The organism is Myxococcus sp. AS-1-15 (assembly GCF_020037055.1).
GTDB lineage: Bacteria > Myxococcota > Myxococcia > Myxococcales > Myxococcaceae > Myxococcus > Myxococcus fulvus.
In genome coordinates, this window is the sequence record NZ_JAIQDF010000003.1 from 193,142 (window position 1) to 211,821 (window position 18,680).

Below are 18,680 nucleotides of genomic sequence, written 5' to 3' on the forward strand. Positions count from 1 at the left end.
GTCTGCGGCGTTTTGAGGACCGGCGCGAGAAGGCGGAGTACCCTTCCCCGGGTCCATGGGCGCCAAACGGTACCTCTTCGCGTTCGGCCTGGCGGCCGGTCTGCTCTCCGCGCTCGTGCTGGGGGGCGTGCTCCAGCTCACCGGCCAGCGGCTGGACGTGTCCGCGTGGACGGCGCTGCTCTTCGCCACGCCCACGCTCTACATCGTGGGCGGCTACCTGTCGTGGTTCCGCTGGGCGGCGCTGCGCAGGCTGGCCCGGCGGCGCGTCATGGCCCAGCTGGCCGAGGGCGACCTCACCACCACGGGCGGCTTCCGCTACGAGGGGCATGAGGACGTCCGCCGGCTCATCCTGTCGCTGCGCCGCGCGCTGTCGCAGGTGCAGCGGGTGACGGCGAACCTGCACCGCACCAGCAACGAGGTGAGCGAGCAGGCCCTGAGCCTGCTGGAGGCCGCGCGGCGCCAGGGTGGCGCGGTGGAGCGCACGCTGCACTCCGTCAGCGGCATGGGCGGCAGCCTCCAGGTGGTGGGCAAGCGCGTGCACCAACTGGAGGTGTTCGCGGTGGACACCACCGGCGCGCTGCTGGAGATGACGGAGCGGCTGGAGCAGGTGGTGGAGTCGCTGTCGCAGGTGAACGACTTCGCCAACCACACCACCTCGCTGATGCAGGCGATGAGCGAGCGGCTGGCCAATATCGCCTCCTCGGGTGACGAGCTGGCGCGCTTCGCCGCGGAGGCGGAGAACTTCGTGGCGCTGGTCGAGGGTGGCATCGACTCCGTGCGCAGGCGCGCCAGCGAGACGAACCAGCTGGCCCTGGCCGTGACGGCGACCGCCGAGCGCGGCGAGGTGCTGGTGGGCGACAGCGTCAAGGGCATGTACCGGGTGGAGGAGACCGTCCGGAAGGCCGCGGAGCTGATGGGCACGCTGGGCTCGCGCTCCGCGGAGATTGGCCGCATCGTCGACGTCATCCAGGAGATCGCAGACCAGACGAACCTGCTCGCCCTCAACGCCGCCATCATCGCCGCGCAGGCCGGCGAGCACGGCCGCCCCTTCGGCGTGGTGGCCAACGAGATTCGCAACCTGGCCGAGCGCACCACGCGCTCCACGCGCGAAATCGCCGCCATGGTGTCCGGCATCCGCGACGCGGTGATGACCGCGGTGACGCTGGTGCACGAGGGCCGCGAGCAGGCCACCACCGGCGTCGCGCTGGGAGACCGCGCGTCCGAGGCGCTGGTGGAGATTCGCACCATCACCCAGCGCACCTTCAGCGCCGTGGAAGCCACGGTGACGGAGACGCAGCGGCTGGAGGCCCAGGGCGCCACCGTCGTCGAGGCGAGCCGCCGCGTGGCCCGGCGCGTGGAGGACGTCACGCGCATGGCGATTGAACAGGCCGGCCACGCGCGCGAGCTGGTGCGCCAGACGCAGGAGATGGCCCGCGTGGGCCACGGCGCCTCTCAGAAGGCCGAGGACCAGGCGCGCACGGGGCGCGACCTGTCCGAGTCCGTGGTGCGCCTGAGCGCGGCGATTGAAGAGCTGCGCACCGCCAACGTGGTGCTCACCCGCGCGGACGCCTCCATTCGCGAGGAGGTGGCGCAGGTGCGCGAGGACGCGCGCCGGGTCATCCGCATCGGCGACGGGCTGACGCGCACGGTGGACCAGCTGGGCCACGAGGCGGTGGGACTGGAGACGGAGGTGTTCCGCTTCCGCCTGCCCCAGCCTCGCACGGGCGGCACGCTGCGCGTGGTGCTGCACCAGTCCGCCTCGCTGCGCAACCGCCAGGCGGTGGACCCGCTGTTCAGCGTGGAGAACCAGCTCTCCGAGCTCACCGCATGTTCGTTCTCCGGGCTCGTGCGACTGGAGGACGGCGGCCTGGAGCCGGACCTGGCCGAGCGCTGGGACGCGGACCCGTCCGCGCGCCGCTATCGCTTCTATCTGCGCAAGGGCGTCACGTTCCACGACGGCTCGCTCTTGACGGCGGGCGATGTGAAGCGACACCTGGAGCGTCTGTTGGACCCGGCGGTGCGCTCGCCGGACCGCAGCCTGCTCGAGGACGTGGAGGGCGCGCCCGAGTTCTCGTCGGGCCTGGCGCGCGAGGTGACGGGCATCGAGGTGCTGGACGACGCCACACTGGAGATACGGCTGCGCGAGCCGAAGGCGTTCTTCCTGCACCTGATGGCGCTCACGGCCACGTCGGTGGCGAGGATGGACGGGAGCGGGCGGCTGGTGGGCACGGGCCCCTTCCGCGTCATGTCACTGGAGCCGGAGCGCGTGGTGATGGAGCGCAATCCGTCCTACTGGCGCTCGGGGACGCCGCTCTTGGACCGGCTGGAGTTCCAGCTCGTCGACTCGCGGCAGGAGGCGGTGTCGAGGCTGCGCACGGGCACGGCGGACCTGGTGTCGTTCCTCTCGGCGGAGCACGTCGAGGTGCCGGGCCTGGAGTCGCTCCAGGTGCTGGCGAGCACCACGCCCTCCACGGCCTTCGTGGCGCTCAACCTGCGCGAGCCGCCCTATGACGACGTGCGGGTACGTCGGGCGCTGCGCGCGGGCATGGACATCATCGGATTGGTGGAGCAGTTCCACCCGGGGGCGCGCGTGGCGCGCACGCTGACGCCGCCGGAGCTGCTGGCGGGCTCCGAGATGGCGCCCCTGCCGGCGCCCGACGTGGCGCTGGCGGAGCAGTTGTTGCGCGACGCGGGACTGCGCCGGCTGAAGCTCACGCTGCACCACCCGGTGGGGCGTGACACGTCGACCGAGGACGCGGTGTTGTTCCGTCCGCTGATGCAGGCGGGGCTGTTGCAGTTGGAGCACGTGGAGCTGGCGCCGGAGGAGTACCTGACGCGGCTGCGCGACGGGAAGATGTCGGCCTTCCGCACGCTGTGGCTGGCGGACTTCCCGGACCCGGACACGTTCCTCTACTTCCTGCTGAACTCCAGCGCGCAGACGGTGTACCCGGTGGGCTACCGCAACCCGGAGCTGGACCGCATCACCTCCGAGGCGCGCGTGTCCATCGACCCGGAGCTGCGCCAGCAGCTCTACGTGCGCGCCGAGCACCTGTTCCGCGACGACTGCCCGCTCATCCCGCTGTACCACGAGCGCGTGCACGCGGCGGCCTCGGCGGCCGTGCAGGGACTGCGGCTGCACCAGACACCGCCCCAGGTCCGCTTCGAGACCCTCTGGGTGGATACGAACACGACGGAGTGACTCAGCGCGCCTCGAGCCGCTGGGGCCGAACCGAGGCCTGCGTCGAGACTTTCGAGCAGCCTCCGCACACATCGCCCCCCTCGGGGTGAACCCGCCACGCGGTCGCGTCGCTGAGGTCGGCGCGAGACTCACGTCGAGCGCCTTGGGTGGACCTGAGCGCGGCGATGTCTTTCAGCGCGCCTCGCGCCTCACGCCCGACGAACTCCCGTGTCGTTGGGGCCAGCCGAAGGGCGACGCCTGGATGCCCCCCATCCCGTAGGCCTCCACGCGCCAGACGCCATCACGCTCCAACACGACGAGCAGCCGGCCGCCGGAGAACGTGCTGCCCGCAACGCGCGTCGGTCGTCCGGGGAGCGCGCACATCTCCCCCTTCTTCCCTCGCGCGAAGAACTGGAGCCACACCTGTCGCCCGTCCGTGCGCTCGGCGTCGGCGAGCACACCCACCGCGTCACCTTCGACGAGCGTCGCATCGTGGAACGAGCCCGGCACCTCCTCAAAGGGCAGCGCGTCCACCTCCCACGCCACCAGCCCCGTATTGGAGTCCACCGCGCGCAGCACCGTGCGCTCCTCGTCGGGCGCACATGGCAAGCCATCCGTGCGAGAGCAGGAGCGAGCGAACACGTAGCCCGGGTTCCCCGCCGAGGACAGCAGCGCGGGCTCGGCCAACGACATCAGCGTCCGAGAGCCCGCGTCCCAGTCCACCGTCACGGGAGCGCTGCCATCCGTGGGCACGAAGGCCCGGGTCCCCACGAACAACGTGCCCCCCGCCACCGCGAGCGACGCGCTCCCACCCGGGACACCACCGTCCGCCAGCTCCGAGATGAGCAGCGAGCCTCCATCCGGCTCGAAGTCCGCGCGCTCCAGCCGCCCATCCACCGTGTACCGGAACGCCGCCTCCTCCGCATCGAGCGCGAGCCGCGCCTCACCGCGCCACGCCTCCACGGGCCCCGCGCGCAGCACCGTGCCCGCATCCTCACGTCCCGCGAGCCAGACCCACCGCGTGCTCTCGGGCACCGCCACCGCGCCACCATCCTCCGGCACCGGGCCCCACGCCACATGCGCCACCACATCCCCCGCCGCCGTCAGCGCGACCTGCCCCGCCTCCACGTGACCCAGCCACGGCCCCGCATCCGAAGAAGCACCGAGCGACGTCCACGACGCCTCCCACTGTCTCGCTCCCGGAGTGCGCGGGGCATACGACTCCAGCCCCTCCGGCGCAGCCACCACCACCCCCGCATCGGACGCGGCCAGCAGCGTGCGTGCGCCCCCATCCGGATAGGGCGACTCGAAGCGCAGCAGCCCGCCCTGGGTGAAGGACACGAGCCGGCAGCCCGCATCCTCGTCACACACGGAAGAGAACAACGCACCGTCCTGCACCAGCAGCGCGGGAGCCCCCACGGGCTCCCCGCCGAGTTGCTGGCTGAACTCCGCCTCCAGCTCCCCCGCGTCGGGCCGCTCGCACTCGCCATCCTGACAGGTGCCCTCACCCCGGCACGCGGTGGCGGGAGCGCAGACGATGCCATCCGGCGTGGCGAACTCGTCACACGAGCCGTTGAAGCACAGCCGCGCCGACTTGCAGTCCCCCGGCCCACACGGGATGAAGTCCTCGGCATCCACCTCCTGGCAACCCTCGTCCCGGTCGCACACGCCCACCTTGCACCGGTTGCTCGGCGTCGGACACACCACCGGCGCCGTCACGCAGCCCTGCGAGGGCGAGCACGCATCCACCGTGCACGGGTTGTCGTCATCACACGTGCGAGGAGAGCCCACGCAAGCACCCGACTCGCAGCGCCCGTTCACCACGCAGCGGCTGGTGGGGATGCAGGTGGCGCCATCCTCCAGCGCCCGCTCGATGCAGGTGCCCGTGGCCAGGTCGAAGCTCGACTCGTGACAGGGGCTCGATGGCACACACGTGAGCGGCCGCACCCCCAGGCCCGTGAGGCGCACCGTCTCCGTGCGCCCCGCGCCCGTCAGCGTCAGCGTCCCCTCCGCGGGCCCGTTGGCCGCGAGGAAGTCCACCTCCACCACCGTCGTCCCGCTGCCCGGCACGGTGACCTCCGCGCTCGCCACGCTGAAGGGCGCGCCCACGGACGCCGTCACGGTGAGGCTCGCGCGTCCGGTGGCCAGCAGCGTCACCTGCCTGCGCGTGAGGCTGCCCTCCAGGGCGCGACCGAAGTCGACCTCCGTCTCCTGGGGACGGAAGCCCTGGCGCGCGTCGCCCGTGCCCGAGTCATCCCCACAGCGACAGCCCGTCAGCGACAGCGCGAGCGCGACGAGCAGGAGCGTCCACGAAGAGGTGCGCGAGGCCATCCCTCGACTCAAGCGCGCCCGGGCCGCCCCATGCAACGTCGCCGTGGAATGCCGTCGTCCCGAGGACTCAAGGCCCGGGGGCCGGAGCCCGTCGCCGGGCGAACATGCGCACCAACACCGCCACCGCGCCCACCGCCACCAGCCCCACCACGGCGTACTGGTAGCGGCTCATCAGCGCCGACAGCCGCTCCAGATTTCCGCCCACCGCGGCCCCCAGCGCGAGCACCAGCCCCGTGTGCGCCATGGCGGACAGCGCCCCCAGCCCCAGCGCGTTGATGCGCGGCACGCGCGAGGCACCCGCCGCGACGAAGATGAGCCCGCGGATGCCGGGCAGGAAGCGATTGGCCAGCAGCAGCCAGGGCCCGTTGCGCCGCATCCGGGACTGCACCTCGGAGAGCCGCGCGTGGCTGATGCCCAGGTAGCTGCGCCCCGGGTTCGCGTCGAAGCGCCCCGCCAGCCAGTGGCCCACCGCGTAGTTGATGGCCGCGCCCACCACGCTGCCCGCCGTCACCACGAGGAACACGAGCACCATCGACTGCTCACCGCGCACCGCGTACACGCCACCCAGCAGGGTGATGGTGTCCCCCGGGAAGGGAGGCACCACGTACTCCAGGGCCGCCGCCACGCCCAACACCAGGAGCCCCAGGGGACCGAGCGCCCCGATGAGCTGGTCGATGTATTCCACCATCCGCGCGAACGACCTCCTCCAGGTGCCAGGCACCCGTCATAAGGCAGCCCTCGCGGAGGGGAAAGCGTGAGTGGCCGTTGGTGAACAGTGCAACGACAGCACCGTGCCCGGGACGTCGGCTATGCTCCGCTCGAACTCGGGAGTCGGAGTCGCCGCCATGATTCTTCCGCGCTACTGGGACAGGCTGACCACCTCGCTGCACGTCGTCGACCTCCAGGGGAATGCCGAGGAGGCCTGGCGGTTCCTCGTCTACCAGGGGCTCGTCGAGGACACGCCCGAGGGCCAGCGGTTCTTCGAGGGCGCCATCCAGCGCAGCCAGACGTGGCGCGGCTACGAGAGCGGCGGCGCGGTGGGCTTCATCGCCAACGAGCTGAAGAACGAGCGGCTCCTGGAGTTCAACCAGCCTCGCGACCCCGATGGCCACGGCGCGAAGCGGGCCTTCCGCCTGTGGAAGCGCAGGTCCCTACCAGAGTGACGCCGTGTCGCGCACCGCGACGAGCGCGAGCGATGTCCCACCGGGGCGAAGACAGACGACCCCCATGACAGGGGGACGCGCGTCCTGCCAGGAGCCCTTGAACTGGTACCAGGTGCAGGCGTTCCAGCGCTTCTCGGGGGCATCGCTGGACCAGGAGACCTCGATGCCGCCGAGCGCCTCGAGCGTGCGCCACAACGCCAGACGTCCATACGCCGCGCCCAGCCACCCACGAGCGCGGGACGCCACCCGGGAGAAGAAGAAGTCGGACACGCGCGACAGCGTGTCCCGCTCGCACACCACGAAGGCCGCGTCCTTCATGAGCGGCAGGCCCAGGTCGATGAGCAGCGAGGTCATCGTGTCCGAGGGCGCCTTGGGCAGCGCGGGACGCAGCTTGAGCACCCGCTGCTCGATGGCCTCGTGAGGCCTCTCCCCGTCCTCCGAGACCAGGACGGCCGCGAGCCCGGGCGGCACGGGCTCGTCCTGCGTCGCCAGCCGGATGTCGGGCGCAGTGTACTCGTCCTCTTCGTCCTCCCGTGACGCCGAGGACAGCCGCTCCCCGAGCGTGTCGTACGGGTCGAGCTCCTCCGTGCCCATGAGGCGCCCGAACGAGGACTCCCAGCGCCGACGCTGGAGCGGCAGCACCGCCAGCGGATGGCCGCGTCGAGACAGCTCCTCCTGGAGCGCCAGGACCCCGGGCACCGAGGACAGGTCCGCGCCGCGCAGGACGAACTCGTGGACGCAGCAGGCGAACAGCTCCAGCAGGTCCTCGGGGCCCTGTCGAAGGGACAGCAGCTCCACGAAGCTCGTCGCGGGGCGATGGGTGGCCAGGAGCGCCGCCAGCTCCTGCTCCCGTCGCGCGGCGGAGAGACGTCCCTGGTAGCGCGCGTCACGCGGCTGACGGGCGACCTCCAGGAGGGTCAGGGCGCTGTCCACGTCCTGGCCCTTGGCCAGCACCTCCTCCAGGTGGTCCGAGAGGGCGTGCAGCCGCTCCCGGCCCTCCGCGGGCGTCGAGGCCAGCCGCGCCTCCAGCTCCGCCGCGACCGCCACCAGCGCCGGGTAGGCCCGCGCTTCTCCCAGCTGGTCGATTCGCGCCCGCGCCGCCTTCAGCCCGTCGCGGGTAGAGATGTCGTCGAGGAACGCGCTCACCGTCGAACTCATGGAATGCGATCCTACAAGGGAACTGGGGTCCGGTGGCATCCCGCCCTCTCTCCCTCGGAACACCGAGCCCCTGTGCCACGGCGCCCTCCTGAAACGAATCCCAGGGGCAACACGAACCCCTGGCGAGGAGTCGTTGAAGCCTGACTGGATTTACGGCCCGACAACCCCAAACGCGCCGTCGCTGCGTCACTCCAGCCGTACCCAGCTCTGTCGACCGGGACGCGGGGCTCGGGCGAGCACGCGAAACGCCACATCTCGGCCGCGGCGCTTCCGCTCGAGCACGTTCCCCACCGGGGCGCACCTTGACGGGGCGAGGTGGCATTGGGAACTCCCTGAGCCAAGAGGAGCGCCACCATGTCAGGGCCGTCCCCCCATCTGTCCACGAAGCAACCGGGCCACGGGATGCGCTGGCCCGCGATGGGACTCCTGTCGGCCTCGGCGGTCATCAACCTGACGAACGTGGCGGCGATGTCCGAGTACGGCCTGGGCTCGGTGGTGCTGTACCTCATCCCGGCGCTGGTCTTCCTGCTGCCCGCGGCCTTCGTCGCGGCGGAGCTGGGCAGCACCTGGCCGGGCGGCGTCTTCACGTGGGTGCACGAGGCCTTCGGGGAGAAGTGGGCGTTCTGCGCGGCGTGGCAGCAGTGGGTGCAGAACGTCATCTTCTATCCGCTGCTCCTGTCGTTCGCGGCGGGGAACCTGGCCTTCGTGGTGTCGCCGGACCTCGCGCGCAGCGGACCGTTCAACGGCGCCTTCGTGCTGGTGGGCTTCGGGCTGTGCGCGGCGGTGGCGATGCACGGCGTGAGACACGCCTCGCTGTTCTCGGTGTGGAGCGTGCTTCTGGGCATCGTCCTGCCCACGGCGCTGCTGTCGGTGCTGGCGGTGGTCTATCTCGTCGGTGGGCACGGCTCGGCGGCCCCGCTGGGCGCGCGCGACTGGGTGCCGCCGTGGTCCGGCATCGGCGGGCTCGTGCTGGTGGTGGGCAACTTCCTGGCCTTCGGCGGCGTGGAGGTGAGCGCGGTGCACGTGCGGGAGATGCGCGACGCGCGGCACGGTTATCCGAAGGCGATGGTGGTGATGGCGCTGCTCGCCACCAGCATCTTCGTGTTCGCCACGCTGGGCGTCGCGGTGGCGGTGCCGCGCACCCGTGTGGACCTGAGCGCGGGGCTCATCCAGGCATTCGAGACCTACCTGTCCACGTTCGGGATGCGGCGCGTGGCGCCGCTCATCGCGGTGCTGTTCCTGGTGGCCACGCTGGGCACGGTGCTCACGTGGATACTCGGCCCCAATCACAGCCTGCTGCTCGTGGGGCGCAAGGGATTGCTCCCACCGTTCTTCCAGCGCACCAACACACACGGCACCCCCACGGGCCTGCTCGCCACGCAGGCGGTGCTGGTGGCCCTGCTGGCGCTGCTGTTCTTCTTCGCCCGGGATGTCAACCAGGTCTACTGGGCGCTCGACGCGATGACGACGCAGCTCTACATCCCCATGTATGGGCTGCTGTTCCTCTCCGCGCTGCGCCTGCGCCGCACGCAGCCCGACCTGCCGCGGGGCTACCGGGCGCCCATGCTGCCCGTGCTCGCGGGAGTCGGACTGGTGGCCTGTGTCCTCGCCTTCCTCGTCGGCTTCGTGCCCCCCAAGCAGCTGGGCGTGCAGAACGCCGCGGCCTACGTGGCGCGGCTGGCTGGGCTCGTCCTCTCCCTGGCCGCCGTGCCCTTCGTGTTCTACGCCCTGCGAAAGCCCGGCTGGCGCCAGCCGCCCCCCAGGGCCTCGCATCCTGGAGCCGGCTCGGGCTCCCGGACCGGCCGGCCGACACCCGCGAAACCCGAGCCCTGAGCGGCACGCACCGATTGCAGCTCCAATGTCCGGAAGAATCCCGACGTAGCACGTGGAAAGCGGGCTGATTTTCAGCCCCGGCAACCCAAGACAATTCGTCGATACGTATACCCGGCCCCTCTGCAATTCCTGGCCGAGCGCGCTCTCTGGGTATGGGGTGGCCTGCTTGATTTTTGAGTGATTCCTCTTTTATGAGGGAAGCGCGCGTCCACGCAGCACCGGGCCCACGCGTGCACACTCGCCAGGATTCACCGTCTGACGGCGAGCAGTGCGCCATGGCCGCCCGTTCGCGCCTCGCGAGCGCCCCGCTCGTTCACCACGAAAGCACCTCATGAAACGACCACCTGGGTCCCACACGCGTGTGTGGCGACTCCCTTCGTATGTCTTGGCATTACTCCCATTGCTTGCCTCCAGCCTGGTCCTCGCGGCCCCGGCGAGCACGCCCTCCAGCTCCACCTCGAGCCCCAGCGCGAAGTCGGGAGCGCAGATGCTGCCGCCCCCGGGCTGTCCCGACTGCGAGCCCGAGCCCATCTGCGACCCGGAGATCTGCGACGGCGTCGACAACGACTGCGACGGGCAGATTGACGAGGGCGTCAAGCGCACCGTCTACCGCGACGCGGACGGTGACGGGAAGGGCGCGGGCGCCGCGGTCCAGGGCTGCGTCGACTACGGCTGGGTCACCAACAACACGGACTGCAACGACTCCAACGCGTCCGTCTGGCAGGCCGGCCGCTTCTACCGGGACGCGGATGGAGATGGCTACGGCAATCCCAACCAGTGGCAGGACTCCTGTGGCATCCCCGCGGGCTACGTCACGGACGCCACGGACTGCAACGACGCCAACGCCGGCGTGAAGCCGGGGGTCATCAAGTCCTGCGGCGTCGGCGAGTGTGCGCGCACGGTCCAGGCCTGCGTCAACGGCGTGGAGCAGGCCTGCGTCCCCAAGCCCGCGACCGCCGAGATTTGCGACAAGGTGGACAACAACTGCAACGGCGTGGTGGACGACCTGCCGCCCATCACCTGTGGCACCGGCTACTGCCAGCGCACGGTGGCCGCCTGCGCCGACGTCTGCGAGCTGGTGGAGACGCAGCCCAACAAGCCGCCCGTCGAGGTCTGCGAGTGGATGGCGAACAGCTGCACCCCGGGCCCGGCCAGGGCCGAGACCTGCAACAACATCGACGACAACTGCAACGGCACCGTCGACGACGGTGTCATGACGACCTACTACCGCGACAACGACAGTGACGGGTACGGCGCGGGAGCGCCCATCGGCATGGCCTGCACCGTCCCGGGCGGAGCCGCGTCCAATGCCTCGGACTGCAACGACCACGACTTCAACGTGAAGCCCGGCGCCGTGAAGCAGTGTGGCGTGGGCGAGTGCCGCGTCAGCGTCCAGGCCTGCGTCAACGGCGTGGAGCAGACCTGCACCCCGCGTCCCCCCGGCGTCGAGATTTGCGACAAGGCGGACAACGACTGCAACGGCGCGGTGGACGACATCACCATCGCCTGCGGCACGGGCGCGTGCCGTCGCACCGCTCCGGCCTGCGGTGAGCTCTGCGAGATGGTGGAGACCCAGCCCGACAAGCCGCCCAAGGAGGTCTGCGAGTGGGGCGAGTACGGCCTGTGCACGCCCGGCGCGCCCTCCGCGGAGGTGTGCGCGAACGACATCGACGAGGACTGCAACGGCATCGCCGATGACTCGAGCAACAGCGCCGCGTGGCTGACCTTCTATCCGGACCAGGACCATGACGGTTACGGCGCGGATTGGAACTCGACGCGGGCCTGCTACCAGCCCATGGGCACGGTCCGAACGGGCGGGGATTGCGACGACACCCGCGCCGACATGAAGCCAGGCGCCGCCGAGGTCTGCGACGGCATCGACAACAACTGCTCGGGGACGCTGGACGAAGGAAATGTCTGCGACCAGTCCCTCTGCCAGTAACCCCCTTCCGACTCATCACGGTCCTTCCCCAATGAGACACGACTCACGACCTCCGCGTCCCCCGGGGCGCCTCAAGCGCTTCGCGGCGAACGCGATGCTGTTCTTCTATGGCACGCAGCTGTTGAGTGGCTGCGTGCCAGCGGGCTCACCCTCCGACGAGCCTGGCGGCGCCGGCGAAGTCGCGCGGGCCCGGGCCGCGCTCGACAACGTCCCGTTCGAGCTGCGCTCCGACACCATCCTCCCCACCACCTCCGCCACCCCCGAGGCCCCGGGCATCACCCCGTTCACCGCGGACGTGTCGCCGGGCGGCTCGGCCAACGTCTCCATTCCGCTCTGGACTCCACCGGGACGCGCGGGCATCCAGCCCTCGCTCTCCATCGTCTACGACAGCCAGGGCAGTGACGGCCTGCTCGGCCCGGGCTTCAACCTGGCGGGCCTGTCGCAAATCACGCTCTGCCCCAACTCGTTCGCGCGCGACGGGAAGCTCCTGGCCGCGGACACGCGACACTGGATGCTCTCCGGAGGAGTCCAGGACTACACCCGCGTCTACTGTCTGGATGGCTCGCGGCTGGTGGGCTCCACCTGGGACAGGTTCACGACGGAGGCGGACCCCTCCACCGCCATCACCATCACCGGCGGCAACCACCTGGAGGCGTTGACCTTCGAGGTGCGGGGGCGCGACGGGCTCATCCGGACCTACGGCAGGACGACCACCGTCTCCGGGGCGCAGCGGGACGACGCGCTCGTCCGGGGCTTCCACTCGACGCCCATCCGCGGCGCCAACAACACCATCACGTCGGAGGACAACCAGGCGGTGACCCTCACCTGGGCGCTCGCCTCCGTCCGGGACCGGTTCGGCAACCGGATGGATGTGCATTACGACCAGGCCCCCGCCACCGACGCCTCGTCCGTCGCCTGGCACCGCCCGTCGCGCATCACCTACACCGGCTTCCGCCGCGAAGTCGTCAACCCGGAGACCGGCTCGACGCAGGTCACCGTCGAGGAGGGCCAGCGCGAGGTCACCTTCGAGTACGAGTCCCGGCCGGACACCTTCACCGGATACCTCTCCGGGGTGAAGGTCGGACGCGACTTCCGGCTGTCACGCATCAACATGAAGGGCCCGGGCCTGGCGCCCGGCGCGAGCACGCTCTCCAAGGTCGCGCTGCGCTCGTACAAGCTCAAGTACTACCAGGGCACCGTCAGCCAGCGCAGCCTGCTGACGGAGCTGCGCGAGTGCGATGGCGCCGACGTCTGCAAGACGCCCGTCCGCTTCGACTGGGAGCAGGGCTCCTGGGACTTCGACTACCTGCCCACGGTCAACGTGAGCAACGCGAAGGCGGGCGCGGGGCTCAGCGCCTTCGGGCTGGGCGCGGGCCGTCAGGGCCTCGCGTACTTCACCGGCTCCGTCCTCATGCAGGAGCGCGACCTGGGCCCCCCCGAGTACGTCACGGACGTCACCATCCAGAACTGGGAGGACCGGATGCGGCTGTTGCAGTACCCGGACGCCGCCTCCACCACGCTCGACTCGTCAGAGGCCAGCGGCCTGGTCCTCTGGTATCCCTATCTCGACGCGGATGGCGGTCCCTTCGGCGGCGGAGACTCCAACCGCTTCTGCGGCAATCGCGCGGAGCGCAACCTCTTCCCCCTGGTCACGGACTGGGACGGCTCGGGCCGCTCCTCGGTGGTGGGCCTCTCGTGCGCCTGGAACGTGTTCCCGGGCAGCCCCTACCTCACGCCCGCCTATGCGCATCAGGTCTCGCGGACGGTCAATGAAATCCACTGGGTCGGCTCCGAGCTGAATCCCCAGTACTGGCTGGACGTGGATGGTGACCGGCGCAACGAGCGCGTGTGGGTGGGCCGGCACCAGGTCGACCTCGAGGATACGAGCAACCCGAACAGTCAAATCGTGCGGCGGGTCGTCATCACCCAGCCCGTCCCCTCCACGATGCGTCCGCCCATGGTGCCCGCCACCCGGGCGAACACCATGTCACCGGCGCTCTACGCCCAGAGCACACGCGCGGGCGTGCGCGTGGCGGACCTGGACGGCACCGGCAAGCTGAGCCTGGTGGGCCTGGGCTCGCACCCGGACGCGAGCAGCTTCCTGGATGCGGTCAGCTTCCGGGAGGTGACCTCGGGCAGCACCACCGCGGGCCAGCTGAACATCGTGCCGACCACGCTGCGCCGGCCGCCCGGCCTGCCGTTCTTCTTCCCGAGCCTCTACGCCTTCACCTTCGACTTCATCGACGTCAACGGCGACGGCCTCCAGGACGCGGTGACGCTGGGACAGCTGCAGGCGACCGACACCCAGCTCAAGCTCCGGGTCCAGTTCAACACGGGCAAGGGCTTCACGGAGATGCGTGAGACGGAGCTCCCGGAGAGCTTCAAGACCGCGCTCCTGGGCGCGAAGACCGAGCACGGCGACTTCGACGGGGACGGTCGCGTGGACCTGGCGGTCTTCCGTCCGGGCCATCCCGTCCAGGTGCTGCTGGCGGGCCCGCGGGGTGAGTTCACCCAGCTGTTGAACCTGTCGATTCCTTCCAGCGGCGACAGCAAGGACTGGTCGCAGGTCATCGACGTCAACAACGACGGCCTCTTGGACCTCACCTATCGCGTGGGCAACGAGCTGCGCATCGCCCGGCGCCAGAAGCCGGTGGACGAGCTCAAGCGGGTGCACGGCAACGTGCAGCTCGCCACGTACCAGGGCTACTCCGGCCTGAGCTACTCGTTCGAGTACGCGCCGCTCTCCCAGGCCAACCCGCACGGCGCCGTCACGCCGAGCGAGCCCTTCTACCTGCGGAACTACACGGAGACGACCACGACCCCGTGGCTGCGCCTGGCGCCGGAGTCGATGCGCGTCGTCTCGCGCCTGTCCGTCAACTCCAACGAGCAGCGCATCCAGAGCTGGCGGCACCTGTACCGCACCGGGCTCTCCGATACGCGCGGCCTGGGCTGGAAGGGCTTCGGCCAGCGCATCGTCATCGACGAGGTGACGGGGGCTCGCACCACGACGACCTACGACAACGTCTCGGCGAAGGAGGGCACCGAGCGCAAGGCCATCGCGCCGCTGGCCCACCTCCCGGTGGAGGAGCTGACCGAAGTCCCGCTCGACGCCAACACCCGGCTCGAGACGAAGCGCCAGTGGACGTACGCGCGCACGGTGGCGCAGCCGTATGCCGCGACCTATCAGCAGTACGCCACGCGCATCTCGGAGACCGTCAGCGAGCGCCGGGGCGGCGCGGTGACGCCCGTGTCCGAGAAGGAGACGCTCACCACGCTGGATGCCTACGGCACGCCGGTGTCGCGGACCGTGCTCACCCACGGCGCCTTGACGACCGAGCAGGAGCAGGTCGTCACGACGCCGGACTTCGACGCCGCCACCTGGCTGCCCCGAGGCACCTGGACCATCACGACCTCGTGGATGTCCTGCGACAGACTGCTCCCGAACAGCCCGGGCTGCGCGGGTCAACCCGCTGCCGCCAACGTCCGGACGATGAAGGTGACCCACGACGCCCAGGGACAGGTGTCGTCCACCGAGAACGAGCCGTCGCTCGTCAACGAGTCCTCGACGGCGACGACGTCCGAGACCTATCTGAAGACCACCTTCGCGCGGAACGCCAAGGGACTGGTCGAGCAGGTCTCCCAGCAGGGCGCGAACGGCGTCACCCGCTCCGAGACGGTGACGTACGACGGCGTCGACCAGACCCAGTTGGCGAGCACCACGGACGCGGAAGGGCTCACCTGGAGGTATCTCTTCCATCCGGGCCTGGGCGTGCTCGCCCAGACGAAGGACCCGAACGACGCCCACGTGCGCCTCCAGTATGACGGCTTCGGCCGCCAGCGCATCGTGACGCCGCTGTACCAGGGCCCCTCGGCGGCGCCGGCCAACAGGTCCATCGTCGAGACGTTCTACGAGTGGAACGGCACGCTGCCGCAGCACCGGACGCGGGTCGCCACGGGCAACGGCGTGTTCGACGAGACCGTCATCCGGTTCGACACGATGGGCCGACCGGTGACGACCCAGTCCCCGCGCTTCGATGGTCAGCCGGTGACCACCACGCTCACCTACGACGTGCTCGGGCGCGTGGTGAAGACGGAGCTGCCCAGGACCAGCACCGAGCCGCCCACCTGGGAGTTGCACGAGTACGACGCGCTCGGCCGCGTCACGGCGCGCCGCTTCGCGGATGGGAGCACGGGACCCAACGGGAGGCTCCTCGAGGGCATCGCCTATTCGGCGCCCCAGCCCTACTCGGCCCAGGCGACGTCGACGGATGCGCTCGGACAGGTGAAGAAGTCGCTCACCGACTTCCGCGGGCTGATGGTCGAAGCGACCGAGGCCCTGGGCACGGCGAAGGCCGCCACCATGAAGTACTCCTACGGCGCCTTCGGCCGCCTGGAGCACACGGATGACCCGGCTAACATTCGCAGCTCGCGCTTCTATGACGCCGTGGGGCGGCTGGAGCGCACGGTCGACCCCAACTCCGGGACGCGGCTGTTCGTCTACAACGCCTTCGGTGAACTCAAGAGCCACTCCGACGCGCCGGAGGGAGCGGCCGGCCGCATCACCACCACGTACGAGCGGGACTTGCTCGGCCGTGTCCTCACGGCGACCAATCCGAAGGAGTCCCTCCAGTACTGGTACGACGAGGGCCCGGGGGGAAAGGGGCGGCTGACCCGCGCGAGCCGCACGCCCGTGGGGACCTCGGTGGAGGCCGTCGACACCGCCTATCTCTACGACGTGTACGGCCGGGAGACGGGCCTCTCCCAGAAGGTGGCCGGCACCACGCGCAGCCTGGGTCGTGAGTACGACGACTACGGTCGCGTCGGTCGCCTCACCTATCCGGCGCAGCTCAACGGTCAGCCCTTCTCCATCAACTACTCGTACACCGACCGGGGTGAGCTCTCGAGCGTCTACCGCTCCAACAGCATCACGACCTACTGGCGGGCCTACGAGCGCGACAGCATGGGCCGGCTCAAGACGGCCCACTACGGCAACGGTGTCTCGCGCGTCTTCCGCTACGACACGCAGGGACGGCTGCGCTTCACCGAGGCCAAGAAGCACCTCACCGACGTCCAGCGCCTGGCCTACGAGTACACGGCCAACGACAACCTCTCCGCGCGCCACGACCTCATGGTCGGCGTCACGCAGAAGTACACCTACGACGCGCTGGACCGGCTCGAGCGCTGGAAGGTCCAGCAGAACTGCCAGACGCTCGACGTGCAGTTCCAGTACGACCCGGTCGGTAACCTGCTCAGCCGCTCGCCTGTCTCCGGCTGGGAGCCCTCCGCGAGCCTCCAGTACACCGGCGGCAGCTCGGGCGGCCCCCACGCCGTCAAGCAGGCGCAGCTGGGCGCCGAGTCCTTCACCTACGAGTATGACCACCGCGGCAACCAGCTCGCGATGCGCGATGCCCAGGGCGCGCTGGTGCGCTCGGTGCAATACACCCCGGCCAACCTGCCCGAGAGCATCACCTCGTCGAGCAGCACGGCGCCGAGCAGCACCGTCCGCTTCGACTACGACGCCTCCGGCACCCGCGTCCGCAAGTACGCCGACAACGGGCAAGATGATGAGACCGTCTACGTCGGTGGCCTCTACCAGCGCCGCAAGCAGGGCTCGACGGTCACCCACATCGTCAGCATCCCCAGCCCCGAGGGCGTCGTCGCCGAGCTGTCGTGGCAGGAGGGCTCGACGTCGGAGTCCACGCGCTACTTCCTCAACGACCCGCAGGGCAGCCCCGACACGGTGACGGATGCCTCGGGCGCGGTGCTCGAGCGCATCAAGTACGAGCCCTTCGGCGGCAAGCGTCAGGCGACGAACCTGGCGCAGGCCTCCGCGACGAACCACTCCGGCGCGCGCCGGGGGTTCACCGGGCACGAGCAGGACGATGAGCTGGGGCTCATCAACATGCGCGGGCGCATCTACGACCCGCGGGTGATGAAGTTCCTCAGCGTGGACCCGGTCATCGCCGAGCCGGGCTCCGCTCAGGCCTACAACGCGTACTCGTACGTCCTCAACAACCCCCTGCGCTACACCGACCCCAGCGGCTTCACGCCGTATGGCGGGGAGCTGGTCAGCAGTTGGGGGGGTGGCTGGACGGGAGCGCCGCAGTCGCACCAGAGCCGCATCATGGGCGCACTGGAGCGCCACCTGTCCATGCCGGGCCCGTCCCTGTACCTGCCCAGCGTCGACTTCAAGGTGCCCAGCATCCAGTCGCTGGATGACACGAGGACCCAGCCCGATGCGCGTCACACGAACGACATCGGACAGAGCTCGGGGTCGTCCAGGTCCGGGTTGACGTCCCTGCTCACGACGGCGTCGAGCACGTTCAACGCGGTCGCCGACAAGGTCCCGTGCGGTCCGATGGTGGGCTGCCATCTGAGCCGGGCGATGACGAGGTCGCAGCTCGAGAGCATGCTCAATGCGTCGACGCTCTATGACCGCTATGCGCCGGTCAGCAAGCTCGCGGCGGCCAGCTTCGCCATCAACGAGTTCATCCCGTTCGTGTCCGCGGGTGAGAGCTATCTCGAGACCAAGTCGGCCTGTAGCAAGGGAGACGCGGGCGGTTGCGCCGTGGGCGCGGGCAAGACCACGTTCTACACGCTGGCCTCTGGCGCCAGCCTCTTGTCCCTCATCGAATCGGGCGCTGGTGTGGCAGGGGTCCTCAAGGCTCCGGTCTCGAGCGCGCGCAGCGCGATGAACCAGGTGACCCGCTCGCTCAGGGGTCGAACGCTCCCACCTCGTGGCACCTTCTCCATGAGCAAGAACGCGGCGGGCGGAGAGGTCTGGACCTCCAACGGGGAGATCATCCAGATGGACTTCGCGCACCTCGTGGATGAAGCCCGCCTCAAGGGCAATGTGCAGATTCTCTCAGGAACCCATGGGCAGGCGAATGGCAGGCTGCTTCAGGACATGAGACTCCACAAGGAAGACAGGCTTCGCTGGCGAAACGCGCCCAACGTGACCGTCCACGACATCAACAAGCTGTCTCCCGAGGAGATCACGAACATCCTCCGAAGCGAGGGGAGCATCTTCGGAGCCTTCTGCTACAGTGACCGCTGCCTCGCGCCCTTCAGGTAG

Annotated in this window: 8 protein-coding genes; 5 read left to right on the forward strand and 3 right to left on the reverse strand. The window is 70.0% G+C overall.

Translation table 11 applies throughout. From position 1 onward, the window contains the following. Nucleotides 1–55: 55 nt before the first annotated feature. Entirely contained in the window at nt 56–3,199 is a 3,144-nt protein-coding gene (locus tag K8625_RS10305) for an ABC transporter substrate-binding protein (protein WP_223747061.1), read from the forward strand. Between the two features lie 171 nt (nt 3,200–3,370). Here the strand turns inward: K8625_RS10305 and K8625_RS10310 are convergent, their stop codons facing one another. Then, nucleotides 3,371–5,509: a hypothetical protein gene (locus K8625_RS10310; RefSeq protein WP_223782603.1), complete on the reverse strand. Its 2,139-nt coding sequence runs from the start codon at nt 5,507–5,509 to the stop codon at nt 3,371–3,373. 67 nt (nt 5,510–5,576) lie between these two features. Beyond that, nucleotides 5,577–6,197: a DedA family protein gene (locus K8625_RS10315; protein ID WP_223747059.1), complete on the reverse strand. Its 621-nt coding sequence runs from the start codon at nt 6,195–6,197 to the stop codon at nt 5,577–5,579. A 157-nt stretch (nt 6,198–6,354) separates the two neighbouring features. Here K8625_RS10315 and K8625_RS10320 point away from each other — a divergent pair, with 157 nt between their 5' ends. Next, a complete protein-coding gene (locus K8625_RS10320; protein WP_223782604.1) occupies nt 6,355–6,672 on the forward strand; it encodes a hypothetical protein in 318 nt (105 codons plus the stop codon). On the opposite strand, the gene K8625_RS10325 is transcribed toward K8625_RS10320, so the two are convergent. Beyond that, nucleotides 6,661–7,830, reverse strand: coding sequence for a DUF6183 family protein (locus tag K8625_RS10325; RefSeq protein ID WP_223782605.1), 1,170 nt, complete (start codon nt 7,828–7,830; stop codon nt 6,661–6,663). The two genes, K8625_RS10320 and K8625_RS10325, sit on opposite strands and share 12 nt — an antisense overlap. A gap of 354 nt (nt 7,831–8,184) precedes the next feature. Between K8625_RS10325 and K8625_RS10330 the strand changes: the two genes are divergently transcribed. From K8625_RS10330 to K8625_RS10340, 3 genes are all read left to right on the forward strand, one after another. Further along, on the forward strand, nt 8,185–9,663 hold the full coding sequence (locus K8625_RS10330) for an amino acid permease (RefSeq protein ID WP_223782606.1): 1,479 nt from the start codon (nt 8,185–8,187) through the stop codon (nt 9,661–9,663). Nucleotides 9,664–10,150: 487 nt separating this feature from the next. After that, complete coding sequence (locus K8625_RS10335; protein ID WP_223782607.1) at nt 10,151–11,605, forward strand: putative metal-binding motif-containing protein; 1,455 nt, start codon at nt 10,151–10,153, stop codon at nt 11,603–11,605. A gap of 31 nt (nt 11,606–11,636) precedes the next feature. Then, nucleotides 11,637–18,680, forward strand: a complete 7,044-nt coding sequence (locus K8625_RS10340) for an RHS repeat-associated core domain-containing protein (protein ID WP_223782608.1) — start codon at nt 11,637–11,639, stop codon at nt 18,678–18,680.

Excerpts from the sequence above, each read along its gene's own strand:
- K8625_RS10325 (WP_223782605.1), bottom strand. The coding sequence starts at position 7,830 with ATGAGTTCGACGGTGAGCGCGTTCCTCGACGACATCTCTACCCGCGAC.
- K8625_RS10340 (WP_223782608.1), top strand. The coding sequence starts at position 11,637 with ATGAGACACGACTCACGACCTCCGCGTCCCCCGGGGCGCCTCAAGCGC.
- K8625_RS10330 (WP_223782606.1), top strand. The coding sequence starts at position 8,185 with ATGTCAGGGCCGTCCCCCCATCTGTCCACGAAGCAACCGGGCCACGGG.
- K8625_RS10310 (WP_223782603.1), bottom strand. The coding sequence starts at position 5,509 with ATGGCCTCGCGCACCTCTTCGTGGACGCTCCTGCTCGTCGCGCTCGCG.
- K8625_RS10315 (WP_223747059.1), bottom strand. The coding sequence starts at position 6,197 with ATGGTGGAATACATCGACCAGCTCATCGGGGCGCTCGGTCCCCTGGGG.
- K8625_RS10320 (WP_223782604.1), top strand. The coding sequence starts at position 6,355 with ATGATTCTTCCGCGCTACTGGGACAGGCTGACCACCTCGCTGCACGTC.
- K8625_RS10305 (WP_223747061.1), top strand. The coding sequence starts at position 56 with ATGGGCGCCAAACGGTACCTCTTCGCGTTCGGCCTGGCGGCCGGTCTG.
- K8625_RS10335 (WP_223782607.1), top strand. The coding sequence starts at position 10,151 with ATGCTGCCGCCCCCGGGCTGTCCCGACTGCGAGCCCGAGCCCATCTGC.